At 65.4% G+C, this 22,273-nt stretch carries 17 protein-coding genes and 4 tRNA genes; 5 read left to right on the top strand and 16 right to left on the bottom strand.

The window, feature by feature from the left end; translation table 11 throughout:
* Positions 1 to 110: 110 nt before the first annotated feature.
* The 3 genes from ACIO52_RS01655 to ACIO52_RS01645 are packed head-to-tail and all read left to right on the top strand — an operon-like array spanning position 111 to position 3,030.
* The gene (locus ACIO52_RS01655; protein WP_316576173.1) at positions 111 to 935 is read left to right on the top strand and encodes a formate/nitrite transporter family protein; all 825 of its coding nucleotides are present in this window, start codon (positions 111 to 113) and stop codon (positions 933 to 935) included.
* A gap of 53 nt (positions 936 to 988) precedes the next feature.
* Entirely contained in the window at positions 989 to 2,185 is a 1,197-nt protein-coding gene (locus tag ACIO52_RS01650) for a Fic family protein (RefSeq protein ID WP_402640713.1), read from the top strand.
* 41 nt (positions 2,186 to 2,226) lie between these two features.
* Positions 2,227 to 3,030 (top strand): hypothetical protein, encoded by an 804-nt coding sequence (locus ACIO52_RS01645; protein ID WP_316576175.1) that lies wholly within the window; start codon positions 2,227 to 2,229, stop codon positions 3,028 to 3,030.
* Positions 3,031 to 3,085: 55 nt separating this feature from the next.
* Here the strand turns inward: ACIO52_RS01645 and ACIO52_RS01640 are convergent, their stop codons facing one another.
* The 5 genes from ACIO52_RS01640 to rplJ form a co-directional block, all read right to left on the bottom strand.
* A complete protein-coding gene (locus tag ACIO52_RS01640) occupies positions 3,086 to 7,039 on the bottom strand; it encodes a DNA-directed RNA polymerase subunit beta' (RefSeq protein ID WP_218719615.1) in 3,954 nt (1,317 codons plus the stop codon).
* Between the two features lie 103 nt (positions 7,040 to 7,142).
* Positions 7,143 to 10,643 carry a DNA-directed RNA polymerase subunit beta gene (locus ACIO52_RS01635; protein WP_218719614.1) on the bottom strand — a complete coding sequence of 1,167 codons (3,501 nt, stop codon included), beginning with the start codon at positions 10,641 to 10,643 and terminating at the stop codon, positions 7,143 to 7,145.
* 532 nt (positions 10,644 to 11,175) lie between these two features.
* A complete protein-coding gene (locus ACIO52_RS01630; RefSeq protein WP_255588111.1) occupies positions 11,176 to 12,258 on the bottom strand; it encodes an ABC transporter ATP-binding protein in 1,083 nt (360 codons plus the stop codon).
* A gap of 230 nt (positions 12,259 to 12,488) precedes the next feature.
* Positions 12,489 to 12,875, bottom strand: a complete 387-nt coding sequence (gene rplL / locus ACIO52_RS01625; RefSeq protein ID WP_218719612.1) for a 50S ribosomal protein L7/L12 — start codon at positions 12,873 to 12,875, stop codon at positions 12,489 to 12,491.
* 60 nt (positions 12,876 to 12,935) lie between these two features.
* On the bottom strand, positions 12,936 to 13,466 hold the full coding sequence (gene rplJ, locus ACIO52_RS01620; protein WP_218719611.1) for a 50S ribosomal protein L10: 531 nt from the start codon (positions 13,464 to 13,466) through the stop codon (positions 12,936 to 12,938).
* 404 nt (positions 13,467 to 13,870) lie between these two features.
* Here rplJ and ACIO52_RS01615 point away from each other — a divergent pair, with 404 nt between their 5' ends.
* Complete coding sequence (locus ACIO52_RS01615) at positions 13,871 to 15,469, top strand: MFS transporter (RefSeq protein ID WP_218719610.1); 1,599 nt, start codon at positions 13,871 to 13,873, stop codon at positions 15,467 to 15,469.
* Between the two features lie 77 nt (positions 15,470 to 15,546).
* Here ACIO52_RS01615 and rplA read toward each other — a convergent pair whose 3' ends face one another.
* From rplA to ACIO52_RS01565, 10 genes are all read right to left on the bottom strand, one after another.
* Positions 15,547 to 16,260 (bottom strand): 50S ribosomal protein L1, encoded by a 714-nt coding sequence (gene rplA / locus ACIO52_RS01610; RefSeq protein ID WP_067641870.1) that lies wholly within the window; start codon positions 16,258 to 16,260, stop codon positions 15,547 to 15,549.
* 79 nt (positions 16,261 to 16,339) lie between these two features.
* Positions 16,340 to 16,774: a 50S ribosomal protein L11 gene (rplK, locus tag ACIO52_RS01605; RefSeq protein ID WP_019049397.1), complete on the bottom strand. Its 435-nt coding sequence runs from the start codon at positions 16,772 to 16,774 to the stop codon at positions 16,340 to 16,342.
* Positions 16,775 to 17,012: 238 nt separating this feature from the next.
* Complete coding sequence (gene nusG, locus ACIO52_RS01600; RefSeq protein WP_316576176.1) at positions 17,013 to 17,807, bottom strand: transcription termination/antitermination protein NusG; 795 nt, start codon at positions 17,805 to 17,807, stop codon at positions 17,013 to 17,015.
* A 112-nt stretch (positions 17,808 to 17,919) separates the two neighbouring features.
* Positions 17,920 to 18,297 (bottom strand): preprotein translocase subunit SecE, encoded by a 378-nt coding sequence (secE, locus tag ACIO52_RS01595; RefSeq protein WP_218719608.1) that lies wholly within the window; start codon positions 18,295 to 18,297, stop codon positions 17,920 to 17,922.
* 108 nt (positions 18,298 to 18,405) lie between these two features.
* Positions 18,406 to 18,478, bottom strand: a tRNA-Trp gene (locus ACIO52_RS01590).
* Positions 18,479 to 18,675: 197 nt separating this feature from the next.
* Positions 18,676 to 19,743 carry a fused (3R)-hydroxyacyl-ACP dehydratase subunits HadA/HadB gene (locus ACIO52_RS01585; RefSeq protein WP_308248557.1) on the bottom strand — a complete coding sequence of 356 codons (1,068 nt, stop codon included), beginning with the start codon at positions 19,741 to 19,743 and terminating at the stop codon, positions 18,676 to 18,678.
* A 144-nt stretch (positions 19,744 to 19,887) separates the two neighbouring features.
* Positions 19,888 to 20,058, bottom strand: a complete 171-nt coding sequence (gene rpmG / locus ACIO52_RS01580) for a 50S ribosomal protein L33 (protein ID WP_019049401.1) — start codon at positions 20,056 to 20,058, stop codon at positions 19,888 to 19,890.
* Positions 20,059 to 20,094: 36 nt separating this feature from the next.
* Positions 20,095 to 20,170, bottom strand: a tRNA-Met gene (locus ACIO52_RS01575).
* 58 nt (positions 20,171 to 20,228) lie between these two features.
* Positions 20,229 to 20,301 (bottom strand) — tRNA-Thr (locus ACIO52_RS01570).
* A gap of 313 nt (positions 20,302 to 20,614) precedes the next feature.
* A tRNA-Tyr gene (locus ACIO52_RS01565) sits at positions 20,615 to 20,697 on the bottom strand.
* A gap of 177 nt (positions 20,698 to 20,874) precedes the next feature.
* Here ACIO52_RS01565 and ACIO52_RS01560 point away from each other — a divergent pair.
* Positions 20,875 to 21,366, top strand: a complete 492-nt coding sequence (locus ACIO52_RS01560; RefSeq protein ID WP_316576178.1) for a YajQ family cyclic di-GMP-binding protein — start codon at positions 20,875 to 20,877, stop codon at positions 21,364 to 21,366.
* Between the two features lie 17 nt (positions 21,367 to 21,383).
* Here ACIO52_RS01560 and htpX read toward each other — a convergent pair whose 3' ends face one another.
* A complete protein-coding gene (htpX, locus tag ACIO52_RS01555) occupies positions 21,384 to 22,247 on the bottom strand; it encodes a zinc metalloprotease HtpX (RefSeq protein WP_402640702.1) in 864 nt (287 codons plus the stop codon).
* Between the last annotated feature and the right edge of the window lie 26 nt (positions 22,248 to 22,273).

Raw genomic sequence — 22,273 nt, 5'->3', positions numbered from 1 at the left:
CCCGCCCGCCATAGTGGAATACCACTATTTACCGAGTGGCAACTTCCGGTGATCGCGAGGCAACCTCGGCGGCGAAAACTACTGTGCTGGAAGCACTACGAAGGGGTCACATGTCGTATCTCAAACCAGCGGACTTCGTCGAGAAGATGATCGACGCGGGCGAAGCCAAGGCATTCATGTCCACCAGGGACACCGTGATCCGCGCCTACATGGCGGGCGCGATCCTCGCCCTCGCCGCGGCGTTCGCGGTCACCATCACCGTCAACACCGGCCAGCCGCTGCTGGGCGCCGTCCTCTTCCCGGTCGGCTTCTGCATGCTGTATCTGCTCGGATTCGACCTGCTCACCGGCGTTTTCACGCTGGTCCCGCTGGCCCTGCTCGACAAGCGCCGCGGCGTCACCGTGCGCTCGATGCTGCGCAACTGGGGCCTGGTCTTCGTCGGCAACTTCGCCGGCGCGTTCACCGTCGCCGTCATGATGGCGATCATCCTGACCATGGGCTTCTCCGTCGACCCCAGCGCCGTCGGCCAGAAACTCGGCGAGATCGGCGAGGCCCGCACCCTCGGCTACGCCGAATACGGCGCCGCGGGCATGCTCACCCTCTTCATCCGCGCCGTCCTGTGCAACTGGATGGTCTCCACCGGCGTGGTCGCCGCCATGATGTCCACCTCGGTCTCCGGCAAGGTGATCGCCATGTGGATGCCCATCATGCTCTTCTTCTACATGGGCTTCGAACACTCCATCGTCAACATGTTCCTGTTCCCGTCCGGCCTCCTCCTCGGCGGCGACTTCTCCCTCGGCGACTACCTCATCTGGAACGAAATCCCCACAGTCATAGGCAACCTCGTAGGCGGCCTCACCTTCGTCGGCCTCACCCTCTACGCCACCCACGCCCGCACCGCCCCCTCCCGCCGCCCCGAATCCTCCGAAGCGTGACCATCCCCGCCAGGTGTGATCATTTATCGAATAAATGATGATAAGATGGCAGGATGTCGTCAGATGCCGTGTGGCCGTCTGTCACCTGGGAGTCTCACGATTGGACTCCGACAATTCCGGCCGAGTTGCTCTCACGCCGAGTGCGTGCACGGCACACGGGGCCGTACCGGGCCGCAGTGGTGCCGACGATCGCCGAACAGTCCGTCTGCCTGCCCTCGGACGTCTTGGCCGCCGCCGACGCCGCCACCGTGGAGATCACCCGGTTCGACACCCTGGTCGGTGCCGACCTCACGCCGTTCGGCGCGATCCTGCTGCGGACCGAATCCGCGTCCTCCTCCCAGATCGAACACCTGACCTCGGGAGCCAAGGCGATCGCGCTGGCCGAGATCGGCGGCACCGACCAGCGCAACGCGGTCGAGATCGTGGGCAATGTCCGTGCGATGCGGACCGCGATGAACCTGGTCGGCGAGGTCGACGAGCGTCTGCTCCTGGAGATGCATGCCGCGCTGATGGTGCACGAGCCGGAGTCGGCCGGGCGGTGGCGGGCCCAGCAGGTGTGGATCGGTGGCGACAATGTGGGCCCACATGGTGCGGCCTTCGTCGCTCCACATCACGCCCGCGTACCGGATTCGATCGACGATCTGCTCCGGTTCATCCGGCGCGACGACATTCCGGCTCTGGCTCATACCGCCCTCGCACACGCGCACTTCGAGACGATTCACCCGTTCATCGACGGCAATGGACGGACCGGGCGGGCGATGCTGCACGCGATGCTGCGGTCGAAGGGCGTCACCGAACAGGCGACGGTCCCGATCGCCGCCGGACTGCTGACCCGCGTCGACGACTATTTCGCCGCGCTCACCGCCTATCGGGCCGGCGACCCGGCACCGATCGTGCACCAGGTCGCCGAAGCCACCTTCATCGCACTCGGCAACGCGCGCCTGCTGGTCGCCGATATCCACCGAATCCGCGAACGGTGGGAATCGGCGGTCCGCGCCCGGCGCGGATCCACCCCATGGCGCCTGATCGACGTCGCCCTGCGCCAGCCGGTCTTCGACGCCGCCACCGCAGCGGACGCACTCGGCATCGCCGACTCCAACGCGGTACGCGCCATCAACGCCTTGGTCGAAGTCGGCGTACTCACCGAATTCACCGGCATGCGCCGCAACCGCCTCTGGCAGGCAAGAGAAGTCCTCGACGCCCTCGACGACTTCGCCCGCCGAGCAGGCAAACGCACCCCCGCAACCTGACAGCATCGCTATTCTGAATGGCCCAGTGTGGCATAACTCAGGTGGTGAAAGTGCACGATCCGATGGCGGATGTCGAACGGGCGCTGGCCGCCCAGGTCGGCTGGAATTGGGTTGACGACCATCTGGTCTATGCCTGCGAAATGCTAACGCGGCTGCGGGCGGGTGGGATGGCAGCGCTCGCGCCGCACACGACATCGATTCTGATGGACGAGCAGGAGACCTGTTTCGGGGAAGGGCAGGGTATGTGGGCGGCGTTTCGCAGCCCCGAGCTGCCGCCTCCGCCGCCGACTGTCGCCACGCCGGTGATCGCGGCTGTCGTCCCGCATGCCCCGGTCGTCGTGCCGCCGCGCGGCAGCTCGAGCCGCGATATGCAGCGGGCACGTACGGCAGCAAATGCCGCAGCCTTCAATGCCAGACGGCGAAACGAACATATGGCGGTCCATATGGTTCGGGCGGCCGCCGAGGCGGCGCAGGCCGCGAATGCCGCGGCGGCAGCGGCCCGCACTCAGGCGATGCAACCACGCTGGTTCTCCGAGCCGAGCGGCAGCATCACCCTCACGAATCTCCGAATTCACCTCACCAATCAACACCGCTCATCTCGAATCCCGCTGGCGGCGTTGGAGCACCTCGAATTGACGCAACCCGACCGGCTGCGAATCCGATTCACGGAAGCGAACACATCGCACTACCTCGAATTGGCGACTCCGTGGGCGACGCCGGCGTTCCTCCTTGCCAGCCATGCGAGATTCCCCCATCACCCCCAACTGATCAGCGGCTCCTGGCTCCCCCACGGCTTCGAGGAACGCTGCCACATCGCGGGCAAAACCTGCCCGCGAGTCCGCTGACCCGGAAACGACGAACGCCCCGTTCCAATCAGGAACGGGGCGTTCGGGTTACTGCTTAGCGGTAGTCGCTGAAGCCGTAGTCGTCCAGCGGCACCGCGGCACCGGTGGAGGAGCCGAAGCTGTCCGGCGAGTAGTAGGTGTCGTCGTAGGACGGCACCGCGTACGCGGCGGCACGGGCTTCTTCGGTCGGCTGCACCTGGATGTTGCGGTAACGGTTGATACCGGTACCGGCCGGGATGAGCTTACCGATGATCACGTTCTCCTTCAGGCCGATCAGCTTGTCGGAGCGGCAGTTGATGGCCGCGTCCGTCAGCACTCGGGTGGTCTCCTGGAAGGAGGCCGCCGACAGCCACGAATCGGTGGCCAGCGACGCCTTGGTGATACCCATCAGCACCGGACGACCGGAGGCGGGCTCGCCGCCCTCGGCCACCACGCGACGGTTCGAGGCCTCGAACTCGGCACGCTCGGTGAGCGAACCGGGCAGGAACTCGGTCGCACCCGAATCGATGATCGTCACGCGACGCAGCATCTGGCGCACGATGACCTCGATGTGCTTGTCGTGGATCGACACACCCTGCGAGCGGTAGACCTCCTGGACCTCGTGGACCAGGTGGACCTGCACCTGACGGGGACCCATCACGCGCAGCACCTCGTGCGGATCGGCAGCGCCCTCGAGCAGCTGCTGACCCACCTCCACGTGGTCACCGTCGGCCAGCAGGCGCTCGGTGCCGTCGTCGTGCTTGAACACACGCAGACGCTGACGCTTCGAGAGCTTGTCGTAGACGACTTCGTCCGACCCGTCATCAGGGATGATCGTGATCTTGTAGAAGCGGTCGTCGTCCTCGAGGCGCACCCGGCCCGAGACCTCCGCGATCGGCGCCTTGCCCTTGGGGACACGGGCCTCGAAGAGCTCCTGGACACGCGGCAGACCACCGGTGATGTCGTCGCCCGCGACACCACCCTGGTGGAAGGTACGCATGGTCAGCTGGGTACCCGGCTCACCGATGGACTGGGCGGCGACGATGCCGACGGCCTCGCCGATGTCGACCAGCTTGCCAGTGGCCATCGAGCGGCCGTAGCAGGTGGCGCAGACGCCGGTGCCGGTGGTGCAGGTCAGCACGGAGCGGACCTTCACCTCGGTGATACCGGCCTCGAGCAGCGCCTCCAGGGCCGGGTCGCCGAGATCGGCGCCCTTGGCCACGACGACGTTGCCGCTCGCGTCGACGGCGTCGGTCGCCAGGGTGCGGGCGTAGGTCGAGGTCTCGACGTGCGCGTCCCGGATGAGCGAGCCGTCGGCCTGCTTCTCCGCGATCGGCACGACGATGCCGCGCTCGGTGCCGCAGTCGTGCTCGCGCACGATGACGTCCTGCGAGACGTCCACCAGACGACGGGTCAGGTAACCCGAGTCGGCGGTACGCAGCGCGGTGTCGGCCAGACCCTTACGAGCACCGTGGGTGTTGATGAAGTACTCGAGCACGGTCAGGCCCTCACGGAACGAGGACTTGATCGGGCGCGGGATGAACTCACCCTTGGGGTTCGTCACCAGACCCTTCATACCGGCGAGGGTACGAGTCTGGGTGAAGTTACCGGTCGCACCCGAGTCGACGATCGTGATGATCGGGTTGTCGGCCGGGTAGTGCGAACGCAGCGCCGTACCGACCTCTTCGGTCGCTTCCTGCCAGATCTTGACCAGGGCGTTGTTGCGCTCCTGGTGATCGAGCGCACCACGCTGGTACTTCTTCTCGATCTGATCCGCCATGGCCTCGTACCGCTCCATGATCTCCGCCTTCTCCGGCGGAACGAGCACGTCCGACATGGAGACGGTGACACCCGAACGCGTGGCCCAGTAGAAGCCCGCGTCCTTGAGCTTGTCGACGGTCTGCGCGACGACGATCATCGGGTAGCGCTCGGCCAGATCGTTGATGATCGTGGCCTGCCGCTTCTTCGGCATCGGCTCGTTGATGAACGCGTAGTCCGCCGGGAGCAGATCGTTGAACAGCACGCGACCCAGGGTGGTCTCGGCCAGCCACGCGTCACCGCGGTGCCAGCCCTCCGGGAAGAGCTCCGCCTCGATCTCGCGCGGCGGGCGCTGCTCGGTGAGCCGGACCTTGATCATCGAACGCACGGTGAGCTCACCGCGGTCGACGGCCATCTGGGCCTCGGCGGGCGAGGAGTACACGCCCGACTCCGGGGTGTCCTTGCCGCCGGCCTGGTAGGTGCCGACACCCTTCTCGTCGAGACGAGTCAGGTAGAACAGGCCGGTCACCATGTCCAGACGCGGCATCGCCAGCGGGCGACCCGACGCCGGGGACAGGATGTTGTTCGACGACAGCATCAGGATGCGCGCCTCGGCCTGCGCCTCCGCCGACAGCGGCAGATGCACGGCCATCTGGTCACCGTCGAAGTCGGCGTTGAACGCCTCACACACGAGCGGGTGCAGCTGGATGGCCTTGCCCTCGACCAGCTGGGGCTCGAAGGCCTGGATACCCAGGCGGTGCAGGGTGGGCGCGCGGTTCAGCAGCACCGGGTGCTCGGCGATGACCTCTTCGAGGACATCCCACACCTGGGGACGCTGACGCTCGACCATCCGCTTGGCGGACTTGATGTTCTGCGCGTGGTTGAGATCGACCAGACGCTTCATGACGAACGGCTTGAACAGCTCGAGCGCCATCAGCTTCGGCAGACCACACTGGTGCAGCTTCAGCTGCGGACCGACCACGATGACCGAACGGCCCGAGTAGTCGACACGCTTGCCGAGCAGGTTCTGACGGAAACGACCCTGCTTGCCCTTGAGCAGATCGCTCAGCGACTTCAGCGGGCGGTTACCCGGTCCGGTGACCGGACGGCCACGACGGCCGTTGTCGAACAGCGCGTCGACGGACTCCTGCAGCATCCGCTTCTCGTTGTTGACGATGATCTCGGGCGCACCCAGATCGATCAGTCGCTTGAGGCGGTTGTTGCGGTTGATCACGCGGCGGTACAGGTCGTTCAGGTCGGAGGTGGCGAAACGGCCACCGTCGAGCTGAACCATCGGGCGCAGCTCCGGCGGGATCACCGGAACGGCGTCGAGCACCATGCCCATGGGCGAGTTGCCGTTGGCCTGGAAGGCCGCGACGACCTTGAGCCGCTTGAGCGCGCGCAGCTTCTTCTGGCCCTTGCCCGAGCGAATGGTCTCGCGCAGGTTCTCGGCCTCGGCGTCGATGTCGAAGTTCTCCATCAGCTTCTGGATGGACTCCGCACCCATGGCGCCGGTGAAGTACTCGCCGTAGCGGTCGACGAGCTCGCGGTAGAGCACCTCGTCGACGATGAGCTGCTTGACCGACAGCTTGGTGAAGGTCGTCCAGATCTCGTCGAGACGGTCCAGCTCACGCTGGGCCCGGTCGCGCAGCTGACGCATCTCGCGCTCGCCGCCGTCCTTGACCTTGCGACGCACGTCGGACTTGGCGCCCTCGGCCTCCAGCTCGGCCAGGTCGGCCTCGAGCTTCTGCGCGCGGGCCTCGAGATCGGCGTCGCGCTGATCGGCGACGGCCTTCTTCTCGACCTCCATCTCGGCCTCGAGGGTGCTGAGCTCGTTGTGGCGCAGCTCCTCGTCGACACCGACGATGACGTAGGCGGCGAAGTAGATGATCTTCTCGAGATCCTTCGGCGCCAGATCCAGCAGGTAGCCCAAGCGCGACGGAACGCCCTTGAAGTACCAGATGTGGGTGACGGGTGCGGCCAGCTCGATGTGGCCCATCCGCTCGCGGCGCACCTTGGCGCGAGTCACCTCGACGCCACAGCGCTCACAGATGATGCCCTTGAAGCGGACGCGCTTGTACTTGCCGCAGTAGCACTCCCAGTCCCGGGTGGGGCCGAAGATCTTCTCGCAGAAGAGCCCGTCCTTCTCCGGCTTGAGCGTGCGGTAGTTGATGGTCTCCGGCTTCTTGACCTCGCCATAGCTCCACTGGCGGATGTCTTCAGCGGTGGCCAGGCCGATCCGGAGTTCATCGAAGAAGTTGACGTCTAGCACGTAACTTCCTTTCCCCTGTTCGGGTCGAATTCGAGCAAAAAGTTCACTAGTTACCGATCGCGGGTCCGCGGGTGGCTGCCGGAGCAGCCACCCGCGTCACCACCTAGTTCGCCAAATCGTCGACGGTGGCCGCTTCGTTCCTGGACAGGTTGATGCCCAGGTTCGCCGCGGCGCGCTCCAGATCCTCGTCGTCGCCATCACGCATCTCGATCGCGGCGCCGTCCGAGGACAGCACTTCCACGTTGAGGCACAGCGACTGGAGTTCCTTGAGGAGCACCTTGAACGACTCCGGAATGCCCGGCTCCGGAATGTTCTCGCCCTTGACGATCGCCTCGTAGACCTTCACGCGGCCGACCACGTCGTCGGACTTGATGGTCAGGAGCTCCTGCAGCGTGTACGCCGCGCCGTAGGCCTGCATGGCCCAGCACTCCATCTCACCGAAACGCTGACCACCGAACTGCGCCTTACCACCCAGCGGCTGCTGCGTGATCATCGAGTACGGACCGGTCGAACGGGCGTGGATCTTGTCGTCGACCAGGTGGTGCAGCTTCAGGATGTACATGTAACCGACCGCGACCGGGTACGGGAACGGCTCGCCGGAGCGGCCGTCGAACAGGGTCGCCTTGCCGTTCTCGTCGACCATGCGCTCACCGTCACGGTTCGGCAGGGTCGAGCCGAGCAGACCGGTCAGCTCGTCATCCTTGGCGCCGTCGAACACCGGGGTCGCGATGTTCGAGTCGGCCGGGGCACCCAGCATCTCCTCGGGCAGCGAGGCCGCCCAGTCCGGACGGGTGCCGTCGGAGGCCACGTCGACATTCCAGCCGGCCTTGCCGATCCAGCCCAGGTGGGTCTCGAGGATCTGGCCGATGTTCATACGACGCGGAACACCGTGGGTGTTCAGGATGATGTCGATCGGGGTGCCGTCGGGCATGAACGGCATGTCCTCCACGGGGAGGATCTTGCCGATGACGCCCTTGTTGCCGTGGCGGCCGGCGAGCTTGTCGCCGTCCTGGATCTTGCGCTTCTGGGCCACGTACACGCGGACCAGCTCGTTGACGCCCGGAGGCAGATCGTCGTCGTCCTCGCGCGAGAACACGCGGATGCCGATGACCTTGCCGGACTCACCGTGGGGCACCTTCAGCGAGGTGTCGCGCACCTCGCGCGCCTTCTCACCGAAGATCGCGCGGAGCAGGCGCTCCTCGGGGGTCAGCTCGGTCTCGCCCTTCGGGGTGACCTTGCCGACCAGGATGTCGCCGTCGCGAACCTCGGCGCCGATGCGGATGATGCCGCGCTCGTCCAGGTCGGCCAGCACCTCGTCGGAGACGTTCGGGATGTCCCGGGTGATCTCCTCGGCGCCCAGCTTGGTGTCGCGGGCGTCGATCTCGTGCTCTTCGATGTGGATCGAGGTGAGAACGTCCTCTTCCACGAGGCGCTGCGACAGGATGATCGCGTCCTCGTAGTTGTGGCCTTCCCACGGCATGACGGCGACAAGAAGGTTCTTGCCGAGCGCCATCTCACCGTTCTCGGTGCAGGGGCCGTCCGCGAGGACCTGCCCCTTCTCCACCCGCTGGCCCTCGTCCACGATCGGACGCTGGTTGGAGCAGGTGCCCTGGTTCGAGCGGTTGAACTTGCGCATCCGGTAGGACTTGCGGCTGCCGTCGTCGGCCATCACGGTGACGTAGTCGGCCGAGACCTCCTCGACCACACCCGGCTTCTCGTTCACCACGACATCGCCGGCGTCCACCGCGGCGCGCAGCTCCATACCGGTGCCCACGATCGGGGACTCGGAACGGATCAGCGGCACGGCCTGACGCTGCATGTTCGCGCCCATGAGGGCACGGTTGGCGTCGTCGTGCTCGAGGAACGGGATCATGGCCGTCGCGACCGACACCATCTGGCGCGGCGAGATGTCCATGTAGTCGACCTGAGCCGGCGTCACGAACTCGACCTCTTCGCCCGCACGGCGGACGAGGACCTTCTCCTCGAGGAAGCGGCCCTCGGCGTCGACCGGGGAGTTGGCCTGCGCGCGAACGTAGCGGTCTTCCTCGTCGGCGGTCAGGTACTTGACCTCGTCGGTCACCTTGCCGTCGATGACCCGGCGGTACGGGGTCTCGATGAAGCCGAACGGGTTGACCCGCGCGTACACCGACAGCGATCCGATCAGGCCGATGTTCGGGCCTTCCGGGGTCTCGATCGGGCACATGCGGCCGTAGTGCGACGGGTGGACGTCTCGGACTTCCAGGCCGGCGCGCTCACGGGACAGACCACCCGGGCCCAGCGCCGACAGGCGGCGCTTGTGGGTCAGACCCGACAGCGGGTTGTTCTGGTCCATGAACTGCGACAGCTGGGAGGTTCCGAAGAACTCCTTGATCGCGGCCACGACGGGACGGATGTTGATCAGGGTCTGCGGCGTGATCGCCTCGACGTCCTGAGTCGTCATCCGCTCGCGGACCACGCGCTCCATGCGGGACAGGCCCACCCGGATCTGGTTCTGGATCAGCTCGCCGACGGTGCGCAGACGACGGTTACCGAAGTGGTCGATGTCGTCGATCTCGACGGGGACCTCTTCACCACCGGGGGCGGTCATCGAGCGGTCACCGGCGTGCAGACGCACCAGGTACTCGATGGTGGTGACGATGTCTTCCTTGGTGAGCACCGAGGAGGTCACCGGCTCGTGCACGTGGATGCCGAGCTTCTTGTTGATCTTGTAGCGACCGACGCGCGCCAGGTCGTAGCGCTTCTCCTTGAAGAACAGGTTCTCCAGCAGGGTCTGCGCGGACTCCTTGGTCGGCGGCTCGCCCGGACGCAGCTTGCGGTAGATGTCGAGCAGCGCCTCGTCCTGGCCGGGCGTGCTGTCCTTCTCCAGGGTGGACATCATGATCTCGGAGAAGCCGAAACGCTCGACGATCTCCTCGGTGGTCCAACCCAGCGCCTTGAGCAGCACGGTGACCGGCTGACGGCGCTTGCGGTCGATGCGGACACCGACGGTGTCGCGCTTGTCGACGTCGAACTCCAGCCACGCGCCGCGCGACGGGATGACGCGCACGCTGTGCAGGTCCTTCTCGGTGCCCTTGTCGATGCTGTGATCGAAGTAGACGCCCGGGGAGCGGACCAGCTGCGAGACGACGACGCGCTCGGTGCCGTTGATGATGAAGGTGCCCTTGTCGGTCATCATCGGGAAGTCACCCATGAAGACCGTCTGGCTCTTGATCTCGCCGGTGTTGTTGTTGATGAACTCCGCGGTGACGAACAGGGGCGCCGCGTAGGTCATGTCCTTCTCTTTGCACTCTTCGATGGAGGCCTTGACCTCTTCGAAGCGCGGATCGGAGAACGACAGGGACATCGAACCGGAGAAGTCCTCGATCGGCGAGAGCTCCTCGAGCACCTCCTCCAAGCCGCCTGCGAGACCGACGTCGCCGCGTGCGGCCGCCTTCTCACGCCAGTCGGGGGTACCGACCAACCAGGCGAACGAGTCCGTTTGTAGGTCGAGAAGTCCGGGCACCTCCAAGGGCTCTCGGATCTTCGCGAACGAAACCCTCAACGGGGCTCCGGGGATTCCAGCCTTGGTCTGGGTGGAGACTGCCAAGATGCGTCCTTCCAGCACCTCACGCGCGTCGCGTGGTGGTCCGCGACCGTCGCTTGTCTGCTACGAATTCCGCTGGTTACAACCCGAACGAAACCCGAACAGGCAGCAGCGGAAGTAACACCGGAAGGTGGAACTTACGTGTGCGAATCAAGGTGTGGACAGGAGGCAGCCAGCGCAACGTCCAAACTTACACCCACATATAGAGGGGTGTCAACATACCATCCGTGCGACCGCTCACACGGCAAACGCGCCGAACTCCCGTGACGCTGGCCGCGTCGGTCGTTCTGGGCGCTGGAGCCCCTGCGCAGCTGACACTGCTGTGAATAGGGTGACGGTTCGCGCGCGCCTCGTCAAGTGGCGCGGCGGGGTCTGTCCGAGAAGTGAGATCGCCTGGCGCGCTGGACATCCCCGGCCGGAACCGCGGCTATTTTACCCGCGACACGCCGAAGACGCCAACCCGCGAAACACCCGTTCAGAGCCTGTTTTCCGGCTGTGAACGCAGCGAGCCCCGGCCGTGACGGCCGGGGCTCGCTGGTGTCGCCGGGTGCGCTCAGCCGTTGATCTGGCCGTGCGGAATCGTCTTGGTGTCGAAGGCCGCGGTGGGGTGCTCGCTGCCGTAGGCGGCCATCACCTGGGTGTCGTCGGACTGGTCGAGCGACTCCCGGATCGCCACCTGAGCCGCGTGCGGCAGGGTGTGCATGATCTCGCGCACACGCGCCTGACGACGGAAGACGGCCTGGCGGACCGGCATGCCCGGCTCCGCCTTCATCTGCGGGATGATGCCCTCGATCTCCTCGGCGCCACCGTGGTGGTGACCGGCGTCGACGAGCGCCTGCTCGCGCGCCATCTGCGCCTCGTCCTTCTCCTCGGACATACCGATCGGGCCGATCATGCGGCCGTTGAGGAACTGCTTGACCACCGGCTCGTCACTGGTCAGCAGCACCTCGCGGGGGCCGAACATGACCAGCTGGCGACGGAACAGCATGCCGATGTTGTCCGGCACGGTACGGGCCAGGTTGATGTTGTGCGTCACGATCAGGATCGTGGCGTCGATCTGCGCGTTGATATTGAGCAGCAGCTGCGCCAGGTACGACGTACGCACCGGGTCCAGACCGGAGTCGGGCTCGTCGACGAGGATGATCTGCGGGTCGAGCACCAGGGCGCGGGCCAGGCCGGCGCGCTTGCGCATACCGCCGGAGATCTCGCCGGGCAGTTTGCCCTCGGCGCCGAGCAGACCGGTCAGCTCGAGCTTCTCCATGACGATGCGCTTGATCTCGGTTTCCGACTTCTTCGTGTGCTCACGAAGCGGGAAAGCGATGTTGTCGAACAGATTCATCGAGCCGAAGAGCGCGCCGTCCTGGAAAAGGACGCCGAACAGCTTCCGGATCTCGTAGAGCTCCTTGTTGGAGCAGGTGGTGATATCGGTGCCATCGATGAAGATGGAGCCGCGCTCGGGCCGCAACAGACCGATCAGCGACTTCAGGAACACCGACTTACCCGTACCAGAAGGGCCGAGCAGGGCGCTCACCTCACCCGAAGGGAGCGTGATCGACACATCCTGCCAAATTCGCTGCGAACCGAAGGATTTTGTTACACCCTCGGTCCTGACCTCGACGCCCACGCCTACCTCCATTGTTCCCTGCGAGCACCCCACCCCGCTGACCGCGCGCTCACATCACGGCGGTGCGTCACGACACTGTGGGTCCGGTCACTGTAACCCATCAGTGAGACGGGGCACACCCCTACATGACTGAAGAGTAACCCCGACCGGAACTCACGACTGAGATCACTTTCGCATGTCTGGGTAAATAACAAACGGGCGGCCCCGAGTGGGACCGCCCGTTCGCAACGGCTGGTGCCGAATTACTTGACGGCAACCTTGGCGCCGGCCTCTTCCAGCTTCGCCTTGGCGGCCTCGGCGGCCTCCTTGGTGACCTTCTCCAGGATCGGCTTCGGGGCACCCTCGACCAGGTCCTTGGCTTCCTTCAGGCCCAGGCCGGAGACGATCTCACGGACCACCTTGATGACCTGGATCTTCTTGTCGCCCGCACCCTCGAGGATGACGTCGAACTCGTCCTGCTCCTCGGCGGCGTCAGCGGCGGCCGGGGCGGCACCCGCGGCGGCAACGGCGACGGGGGCAGCGGCGGTGACCTCGAACTTCTCCTCGAACGCCTTCACGAAGCCCGACAGCTCCAGCAGGGTCATCTCCGAGAAAACCTCGAGCAGCTCTTCGGTGGACAGCTTGGCCATGATTGTTCCTTTCGGTAGTGAATGTCTGTTCGCGCGGGCGGTAACACCCACACGGGGGTATTACTCGGCAGCGCCTTCGGCCTGCTTCTTCTCCTGCAGCGCGGCGGCCAGACGGGCCACCTGACCGGCAGGAGCCGAGAACAGCCCGGCAGCCTTGGACATGTTGCCCTTCATCGCACCGGCCAGCTTGGCCAGCAGGACCTCGCGGGTCTCCAGGTCGGCGATCTTCTCGACCTCGGACACGGACAGCGCAGCGCCGTCCATGTAGCCGCCCTTGATGATGAGCGCCTTGTTGTCCTTGGCGAAGGTCTTGAGGGCCTTCGCGGCGTTGACCGGCTCACCCTGGATGAAGGTGATGGCGGTCGGTCCGACGAACAAGTCGTCCAGGCCCTCGACGCCCGCTTCCGCGGCCGCGAGCTTGACCAGGGTGTTCTTGGCGACGGAGTACGTGGCCTCGGCGCCGAGCGCGCGACGCAGCTCGGTGAGCTTGCCGACCGAAAGACCACGGTATTCCGTGACAACAGTGGCCGTGGAGTTCTTGAACTGCTCCGCGATCTCCGCGACAGCGGTGACCTTTTCAGGCTTCGCCATACTTCGCCTCCTCTCTGATGTCGGTTCGTGAACGCGCACTACCGAATTCAGGGGCCGGCGACAAAACTAACGCCCCGGACGCAAGGCGTACCGGGGCGCGAAAATATCGGCCTCAGCTCTCCCTGCGTGGGCCGCCGGCAATGTCGCCGGACCTTCGATCGACACCACGCAAGCGGCATCGACGACCAACGGTCTTCGGTAGAACGAATGGGTAGCCATCGAACATGTCGATGACCGGAGTCCACTGTACCGGCACCTACCCCGATCTGCCAAAACGCCCCCGGCAGCGCTGAATTCGCCGGTACCGAATTGTGGCTCAGCTCACATTTCATGGGTAGAAGTGGCAGCAATCTCACCGGAAAGGTGTTACGTTCGGTGACAGTAACCTGCTTCACTTCTCAACTATGGCAACCTCCATAGTCGCTCCATCAGTGCTGCTGGACCGGCGTCCGCAGCGATTCCTCGCACTCGTCGTCATCTGCCTGGCCGAACTGCTGGTCGTCCTCGACAACACCATCGTCAACGTCGCCCTCCCCTCCATCGGCGTCCAACTACAGACCGGAGTCTCCGGCCTGCAGTGGGTCGTCGACGCCTACACCCTCACCTTCGCCGGATTGCTGCTCGCCGCAGGCAATCTCGGTGACCGCTACGGTCGCCGCCGGATCATGATCGTGGGTCTCATCGGCATCGCGGTGATGTCGGTCGGCGGCGCGCTCGCCGAGTCGATGACGCAGGTCATCGCGGCCCGCGCGGCGATGGGTGTCTTCGCCGCCGCCGTCTTCCCGGCCACCCTGGCCCTGATCATCAACATCTTCACCGACAAGCGCGAACGCGCGCTGGCCATCGCCGCCTGGACCGCGATGGCGGGCTTCGCCATCGCCATCGGCCCGATCTCGGGCGGCTGGCTGCTCGAACACTTCAGCTGGCACTCGGTGTTCTGGATCAATGTGCCGGTGGCGCTGGTCGCACTGGTCGCGACGCTGATCTGGGTGCCGGAATCACGCGCCGAACAGGTCGGCAGGCTGGATCTGCCCGGCATCCTGCTGTCCGTCGCGGGCATCACGCTGGTGGTGTGGGCCATCATCGAGGCACCGCACAACGGCTGGCTCTCGCTCACCACCCTGTGCACCGCGGCGCTCGGTGTCGTTCTGCTCGCCGCTTTCGTCACCTGGGAATTGCGCACCGCGGCACCGATTCTCGATATGCGACTGTTCCGCAACCGCCGATTCTCATTGCCCGCCTTGGCCATTGCCATCGCGTACTTCTCGATGTTCGGATTCCTGTTTCTGATCACCCAGTATTTCCAGGGCGTGCGGGAATACACCCCGCTCGAATTCGGTATCGCGTCATTGCCGTTCGCGTTCTCGGTCGCGATCGGCGCACCGGTGGCGACGCTGCTCGCCCAGCGGGTCGGCACCACCGCGGTGCTGGTGATCGGGCTGTTGCTCACCGGACTCGGCCTCTATCTGGGCGGCCAGGTCACCGTCGACAGCACGTATCTGATCGGCGTGCTGCCATCGATGGTGTCGATGGCGCTGGGGTTGGGCATCGTGCAGGGCCCGGCCACGGAGTCGATCATGTCGGCGCTGCCGCTCGACGAGGCGGGCGCGGGCTCGGCCGTCAACGACACCACCCGCGAGATCGGCGGCACCCTCGGCGTCGCGGTACTCGGCTCGATCGTGGCCTCGTACTACAGCAGCCGCATCGGCGCCCGGGTCGACGCCATCCCGCTCGCGATCATGAACGCCAATGAGAAGAGCCTGGTCAAGGCCAGTCCACTCAGCGTGCTGGAGCTGCGTAAGCGTGAGCTGACGCCGTTCCTGGAAACCCAGCGCGAGAACCTCATCGTCGCCATGAAGACCGCGACGCTACAGGGTGCGCACACCGCGTCCCTGGTGGCGGCGGGCGCGGTCGCCGTCTGCGCGGTGATCGTCGCGATCTTCCTGCCGTGGAAGCCGCAGGACGGCGAATCGGTCCTGCTCGGCTGGCGCAAGAAGGACTGACCGGAAAGACCGCGAGGGTGGGAACGCAGTGCGTTCCCACCCTCGTGGTCGATCAGGAGCTACCTGTCAGTCGAAGCTCACGCATCCTCGTCGAGGAGGTTGCGGGTGCGGTTCGGGTCCACCGGGATGCCCGGTCCGGTGTTGGTCGAAACCGTGATCTTCTTGACGTAGCGACCCTTGGCGGTCGACGGCTTCACACGCAGGATCTCGTCCAGCGCGGCGCCGTAGTTCTCCACCAGCTTGGCGTCGTCGAACGACGCCTTGCCGATGACGAAGTGCAGGTTGGCCTGCTTGTCGACGCGGAAGTTGATCTTGCCGCCCTTGATGTCGTTGACGGCCTTGGTCACATCGTTGGTGACGGTGCCCGTCTTCGGGTTCGGCATCAGACCGCGCGGGCCCAGGACACGCGCGATGCGGCCGACCTTGGCCATCTGGTCCGGGGTGGCGATCGCGGCGTCGAAGTCCAGCCAGCCGCCCTGGATCCGCTCGATCAGGTCCTCGGCGCCCACGGCGTCGGCACCGGCGGCCTCGGCCTCGGCGGCCTTCTCGCCGGCGGCGAACACGATGACGCGGGCGGTCTTACCGGTGCCGTGCGGCAGGTTGACGGTGCCGCGGACCATCTGGTCGGCCTTACGGGGGTCGACGCCGAGACGAACGGCGACCTCGACGGTCGCGTCGGTCTTGGTGGTCGCGGTCTCCTTGGCCAGGCGCGCAGCGGCCAGCGGGGAGTACAGCTTGTCGCGATCGACCTTCTCAGCAGCGGCGAGATACGCCTTGCTTCGCTTTGCCATGTTTCTCTGTCCTTAATGTTCGAGTTCAGATGTGGTGTTACGGGCCTGGCCGGCCCTCCCACAGTGAGCGAGTAGTCGCTCAGCCTTCGACGGTGATACCCATCGAACGCGCGGTACCGGCGATGATCTTCGCGGCCTGATCGAGATCGGTGGCGTTGAGATCCTCGGCCTTGGTCTTGGCGATCTCCCGGACCTGGTCCATGGTGACCTTGGCGACCTTGGTCTTGTGCGGCTCGGCCGAGCCCTTCTGCACACCGGCGGCCTTGAGCAGCAGACGCGCGGCGGGCGGGGTCTTCAGCTTGAAGTCGAACGTCCGGTCCTCGTACACCGAGATCTCGACCGGGATGACGTTGCCACGCTGCGACTCGGTCGCGGCGTTGTACGCCTTGCAGAACTCCATGATGTTGACGCCGTGCTGACCGAGCGCGGGGCCGACCGGAGGAGCCGGGTTCGCGGCACCGGCCTGGATCTGCAGCTTGATGATCCCGGCGAGCTTCTTCTTCTTGGGGGGCATCTTTCTTCCTTGGGTTTCGGTTCCTTACGGTTGCCGTAAGCCTGTTGCGGGATCGCTCCCACGCCGGGTCCAAGCCCGGCATTCGCGCACGACCGTCACACCGGGCGGAAAACGCCTGGAGCGGGTCTACACACGAACTGTCACACTCTACCGAACCCCACCGTGGCGGCCGCAGGCGGGGAGGTCGTACAACGACAACGGCACCGCCGAGGCGGTGCCGTTGTGAAGCTGGTTCGAGCTAGATCTTGGAGACCTGGGTGAAGTTCAGCTCGACCGGGGTCTCGCGACCGAAGATCGAGACGAGCACCTTGAGCTTCTGCTGCTCGGCGTTGACCTCGCTGATGCTGGCGGGCAGCGTCGCGAACGGGCCGTCCATCACGGTCACCGACTCGCCGACCTCGAAGTCGACCTCGATGATCGGCTTGGCCGACACCTCGCCGGTGGACTCGGCGCCGGTCGAGGAGGCTGCCGCCGCGGCCGCCTTCTTCTGCTGCGCACCGGCCGGAACCAGGAACTTCACGACCTCGTTGATGGTCAGCGGGGTCGGCTTGGCGCCGGGGCCACCGCCGGTCATACCGACGAAACCGGTGACGCCGGGAGTGTTGCGGACCGCACCCCACGACTCGTTGTTCAGTTCCATCCGGACCAGGATGTAGCCCGGCAGCACCTTGCGGTTGACGTGCTTGCGCTGGCCGTTCTTGATCTCGGTGACTTCTTCGGTCGGCACCTCGACCTGGAAGATGTAGTCCTCGAGGCCGAGGTTCTGCACGCGGGTCTCGAGGTTGGTCTTGACCTTGTTCTCGTAGCCGGCGTAGGAGTGCACGACGTACCAGTCGCCGGGGACGCGGCGCAGCTTGGCCTTCATCGACTCGACCGGGTCGGCTTCGGGGTCTTCCTCGGTGGCGACGTCCTCGACGACGGTCTCGTCGGCGTCAGCGACCTCGGTGGTGGCATCGACCTCGTCGGTGGCGGTCTCCGCCACGGCGTCGTCGACCGGGAACTCGTCGTTTGTTTCGTTCTCCGGGGTGCTCACTGAGGCACTCGCTTCCTGTGTCGTCACTACATCCTCTGGGCCGGGTCGGGGGCGCGGAGCGCACACTCCGCCGTTCCGGCCCGGGATCGGCTACCGGCGTTGGTGTCGGCGATCAGCCGAACAGCCAGTCGACACCCTTGATGAACGCCGTATCCAGCCCAAATATGAACGCGACCATGAAGACCACGAACACCAGAACGACGGTCGTATAGGTGACCATCTGCTTCCGGTTGGGCCAGATCACCTTGCGCAGTTCCGCGATAACTTCTCGCAGGAACCTGAGCAGCCGCTTGAACGGGTTGCCCGACGTGGCCTTCCCAGCAGTCTTGTCTGCCTTGCGCGAGGAGGACCGGTCGAGCGTCGCCACCGAACCGGTGTCCGCCGGAGCATCCGACGTGCGCGCACGGCGAGCTGTCCGCTTGCCGCTCGGCCGAGTGGCAGCGGCGGTGTCGTCGCCGTCTTCGGCGCGAGTATCCCGCTCGTCGCTCACGTCGTCTCCTCGCTTCGCTCGGATCCGCCGTGCGCGAAGCGCGCTGGCCTGATGGCTCGCTCGCTCCGCTCGCTCACGTCGATCCTTCCTCGTCGCTGGCATTCAGGGCAGGGGCGACAGGACTTGAACCTGCAACCTGCGGTTTTGGAGACCGCTGCTCTGCCAATTGAGCTACGCCCCTTCGGTTGGACCAGCCTGAGCTGTAGTGCCCAACCACAGTCGATATTCGATTATCGAGCTCTGGTGCCACACAACATGCGCGCCGCTTCCATGGGGATCATGTCCCCGGGAAGATCAGCGCGCAGCAGCCGGTGACCCCAGAGTCCCGAGTGTACGTTACCGCGTGCGGTATTTGCCAATCCGGGACAGCCGACCAGGTCAGGACAGCTGAACGGTAGCCGTGGCCCGCCCGAAGATCTTCTTGCCCGCCGACTTCGCCGTGATGGCGACGACCGCGGTCCTGGTCTCCGGATCGACCGACTTCACCTTACCGGTGAACTCGACCTCGGCCGGTGCGTCGGACCCGACGTAGACCGGGCTGGTGAAGCGCACGTTGTACTCCTTGACGGCGCCGGGATCGCCGAGCCAGGAGGTGACGAAACCGCCGCCGAGACCCATCGTCAGCATGCCGTGCGCGACCACGTCGTCGAGGCCGACGAGCTTGACGATCTCGTCGCTCCAGTGGATCGGATTGGCGTCGCCGGACACGCCCGCGTAGTTCACCAGATCGCCACGGGTGAGCCGGACGGTGCGCGGCGGGAGTTCATCACCGGCCGACACGCTGTCGAAGGACAGGGCGCGCGTGCTGAAGAACGGGGCCGGCTGCTTGGTGACCGGATCGGGGGTGATCCCGGTGTGCGCGTCGACGGGCGCGTGATGAGCGGGCTCCTCGAGGCCGTGCATCAGGATGTTGCGCACCGCGTCCGACATCGTGGGATCGATGTCACCGCCGCTGCGGCCGATGAGCGTGGTGTAGGTGGTGAGCACCAGCTCGTCGTCCTGGGCGGTGACGATGTTCTTCGTCACGATGATGTCGCCGCCGAAAGCCTGCCGGAAGGAATGCAGGTACACATCACAGGTCAGCTGGTCGCCCACCCGGATAGGGCGGTGGAACTCCAGGATCTGATCGGTCTGCATGATCTGGCTCAGGTCGTAGCCCGTGACGATCTGCTCGAACAGCTTGCGCTGGGCGAGGATGCCCACCAGCGAGATGAAGGTGAGCGGGGCGAGCAGGCCGTCGTGGCCGTACTCACGTGCGACGTCTTCCTCCCAGTGCACCGGGTGGTAGTCCTGCACGGCACGGGCGTATTCGCGCACCTTCTCGCGGCCGACCTCGTAGTAGTCGTCGACACGGTAGTGGTGGCCGACCATCGCCGCGGCGTGCGCGGCGGGATCGACCGGTGCGGCGGCTGCGGCGGTGACCGCTTCGTCGGTTCCGGTGTTCACTGTCACACCGTGGACCTTACTCACACGTAGCCGGGTCACAACGTCGAGCGGGGTGTATTCACCCACTCGGGCGGGTACCGTACCGACCCCGGAAACGCACGAAAGGCCGGACTCTCGTCCGGCCTTTCGGCAAAGCTTGGTGAATCAGCGCGACTCGCGGTGCGCCCGGTGGGTTCCGCAGTTCGGGCAGAACTTCTTCAGCTCGAGGCGGTCCGGGTCGTTGCGCCGGTTCTTCTTGGTGATGTAGTTGCGGTGCTTGCACTCTTCGCAGGCCAAGGTGATCTTTGGCCGGACATCGGTGGACTTCGCGGCCACGATTTGCCTTCTTTCCGGTCTGGGCTGAGTCGTTATTGGTAGCGATGGCCGGACTTGAACCGGCGACACAACGATTATGAGTCGTTTGCTCTACCGACTGAGCTACACCGCCACGGCGGACCTGTTACGGTGGGCCGGCGGGAAAGTCGGTCACCACCGGCAATCCGGCGAGCCCCCTAACGGAATCGAACCGTTGACCTTTTCCTTACCATGGAAACGCTCTGCCGACTGAGCTAAGGGGGCATGACTACGTGGCACAAGGTCTTGGTCGGCGAACCGATCCGAGCGACCCCGTGCTCCGGCGTCCTGAAAGAGATTACACACTTCCACCGAAGAGCACCAAATCGCCTGGTGAGACCCCATTTTTACCGACCCGCAACCCACTGATCACGCAGGTGCAGGGGTAACTCCCCCGGCCACCTCGACGCCGTGCCAGAACGACGCGAGCCCGAGAACGCACAGTCGAGCTCCCGGACGGGACGCAGAATCGCGGAGAGGCGGACGAGGCCACGAACCAAAGAACCCCGCCGATCGTGATGATCGACGGGGTTCGATGTGGCAGATGTAGGATTCGAACCTACGTAGGCTTTCACCGACAGATTTACAGTCTGCTCCCATTGGCCGCTCGGGCAATCTGCCTTGTGCGCCGTTTCCGGTGCGCTGAGCAGCTTACAACGAACCCACACCCCCAATGCAAACCGCCTGCACAACGACCCTGCGAGCACGGTCGACGGGGGCATACGGGTACAACTGTCTCGGTGGCCGGCACACCTGTCGGCCCACCCGTTGGCAGACCGTGAGGGACAGGAGCGCAGTGTGGCTGATTCGTCATTCGACGTGGTGAGCAAGGTCGATCGGCAGGAGGTCGACAATGCGCTGCACCAGGCGGAGAAGGAGCTGAACTCCCGCTACGACTTCAAGGGCACCGATGCGGCGATCGCGTGGTCGGGCGAGGAAGCCATCGTGCTGACCGCGAACGCCGAGGAGCGGGTCAAGGCCGCGCTCGAGGTGTTCAAGGAGAAGCTGATCCGGCGCGACATCTCGCTCAAGGCGTTCGATGCCGGCGAGCCGCAGGCCTCGGGCAAGGTGTTCAAGATCACCGGCACGCTGGTGCAGGGCATCGACACCGAGAAGGCGAAGAAGATCTCCAAGAAGATCCGCGACGAGGGCCCCAAGGGCGTGAAGGCGCAGATCCAGGGCGAGGAACTGCGGGTCAGCAGCAAGAAGCGCGACGATCTGCAGGCCGTGATCTCGCTGCTCAAGGGCGAGGACTTCGGTATCGCCCTGCAGTTCGTGAATTATCGGTAGCCGGGGCGGGGCGGCACTCAATGCCGGTGGGTGCCGCCTGCCATCTCTTCCAGTCGCTTGATCCGCTCCTCCATGGGCGGGTGCGTGGAGTACCAGCGGGCGATGCGATCGCCCGCGCGGAACGGGTTGGCGATCATCAGGTGCGATTCGCTGGTGAGTTGGGGATCCGGCGGCAGCGGGGCCACCTGGACGCCGCGTTCGATCTTGCGCAGGGCCGAGGCCAGCGCCAGTGGGTCACCGGTGAGTTCGGCGCCGGACTGATCGGCCTGGTACTCCCGGGACCGTGAGACGGCCATCTTGATCAGGCCCGCCGCGATCGGGCCGAGCAGCGAGACCAGCAGCACGGCGATGATGTTCGGGCCCTGCCCGTCCCTGCTGCCGAACGAGCTCGCGAAGAACGCCATATTGGCCAGGCCGGTGATGATCGAGGCCATCGCGCCGGCCACCGACGAGATCAGGATGTCGCGGTTGTAGACGTGCGACAGCTCGTGTCCGAGCACCGCGCGCAGTTCCCGCTCGTCGAGCAACTGCAGGATGCCGCTGGTACAGCACACCGCGGCGTGGCGGGGATTACGCCCGGTCGCGAACGCGTTGGGCGCGTTGGTCGGGCTGATGTAGAGCCGCGGCATGGGCTGGCGGGCCGTGGTCGCGAGCTCGCGCACGATCCGGTACATGACCGGCGCTTCCAGTTCGCTGACCGGTTGCGCGTGCATCGCCTTCAGCGCCAGTTTGTCGCTGTTGAAGTAGGCGTAGGCGTTCATGCCGACGGCCAGCACGATCGAGATGATCAGGATCGTCGGGCTGCGGAACATCGCCCCGATGGCGACGATCAGCGCCGACAGCCCGACCATCAAACCGAATGTTCTGATCCCATTGGGCATTTCCGCCTCCCCGCGCCTCTTGCCGG

The organism is Nocardia sp. NPDC087230 (assembly GCF_044744725.1).
In the GTDB taxonomy this organism is placed as follows: domain Bacteria; phylum Actinomycetota; class Actinomycetes; order Mycobacteriales; family Mycobacteriaceae; genus Nocardia; species Nocardia canadensis.
This window is presented reverse-complemented; position numbering and strand designations above follow the sequence as displayed.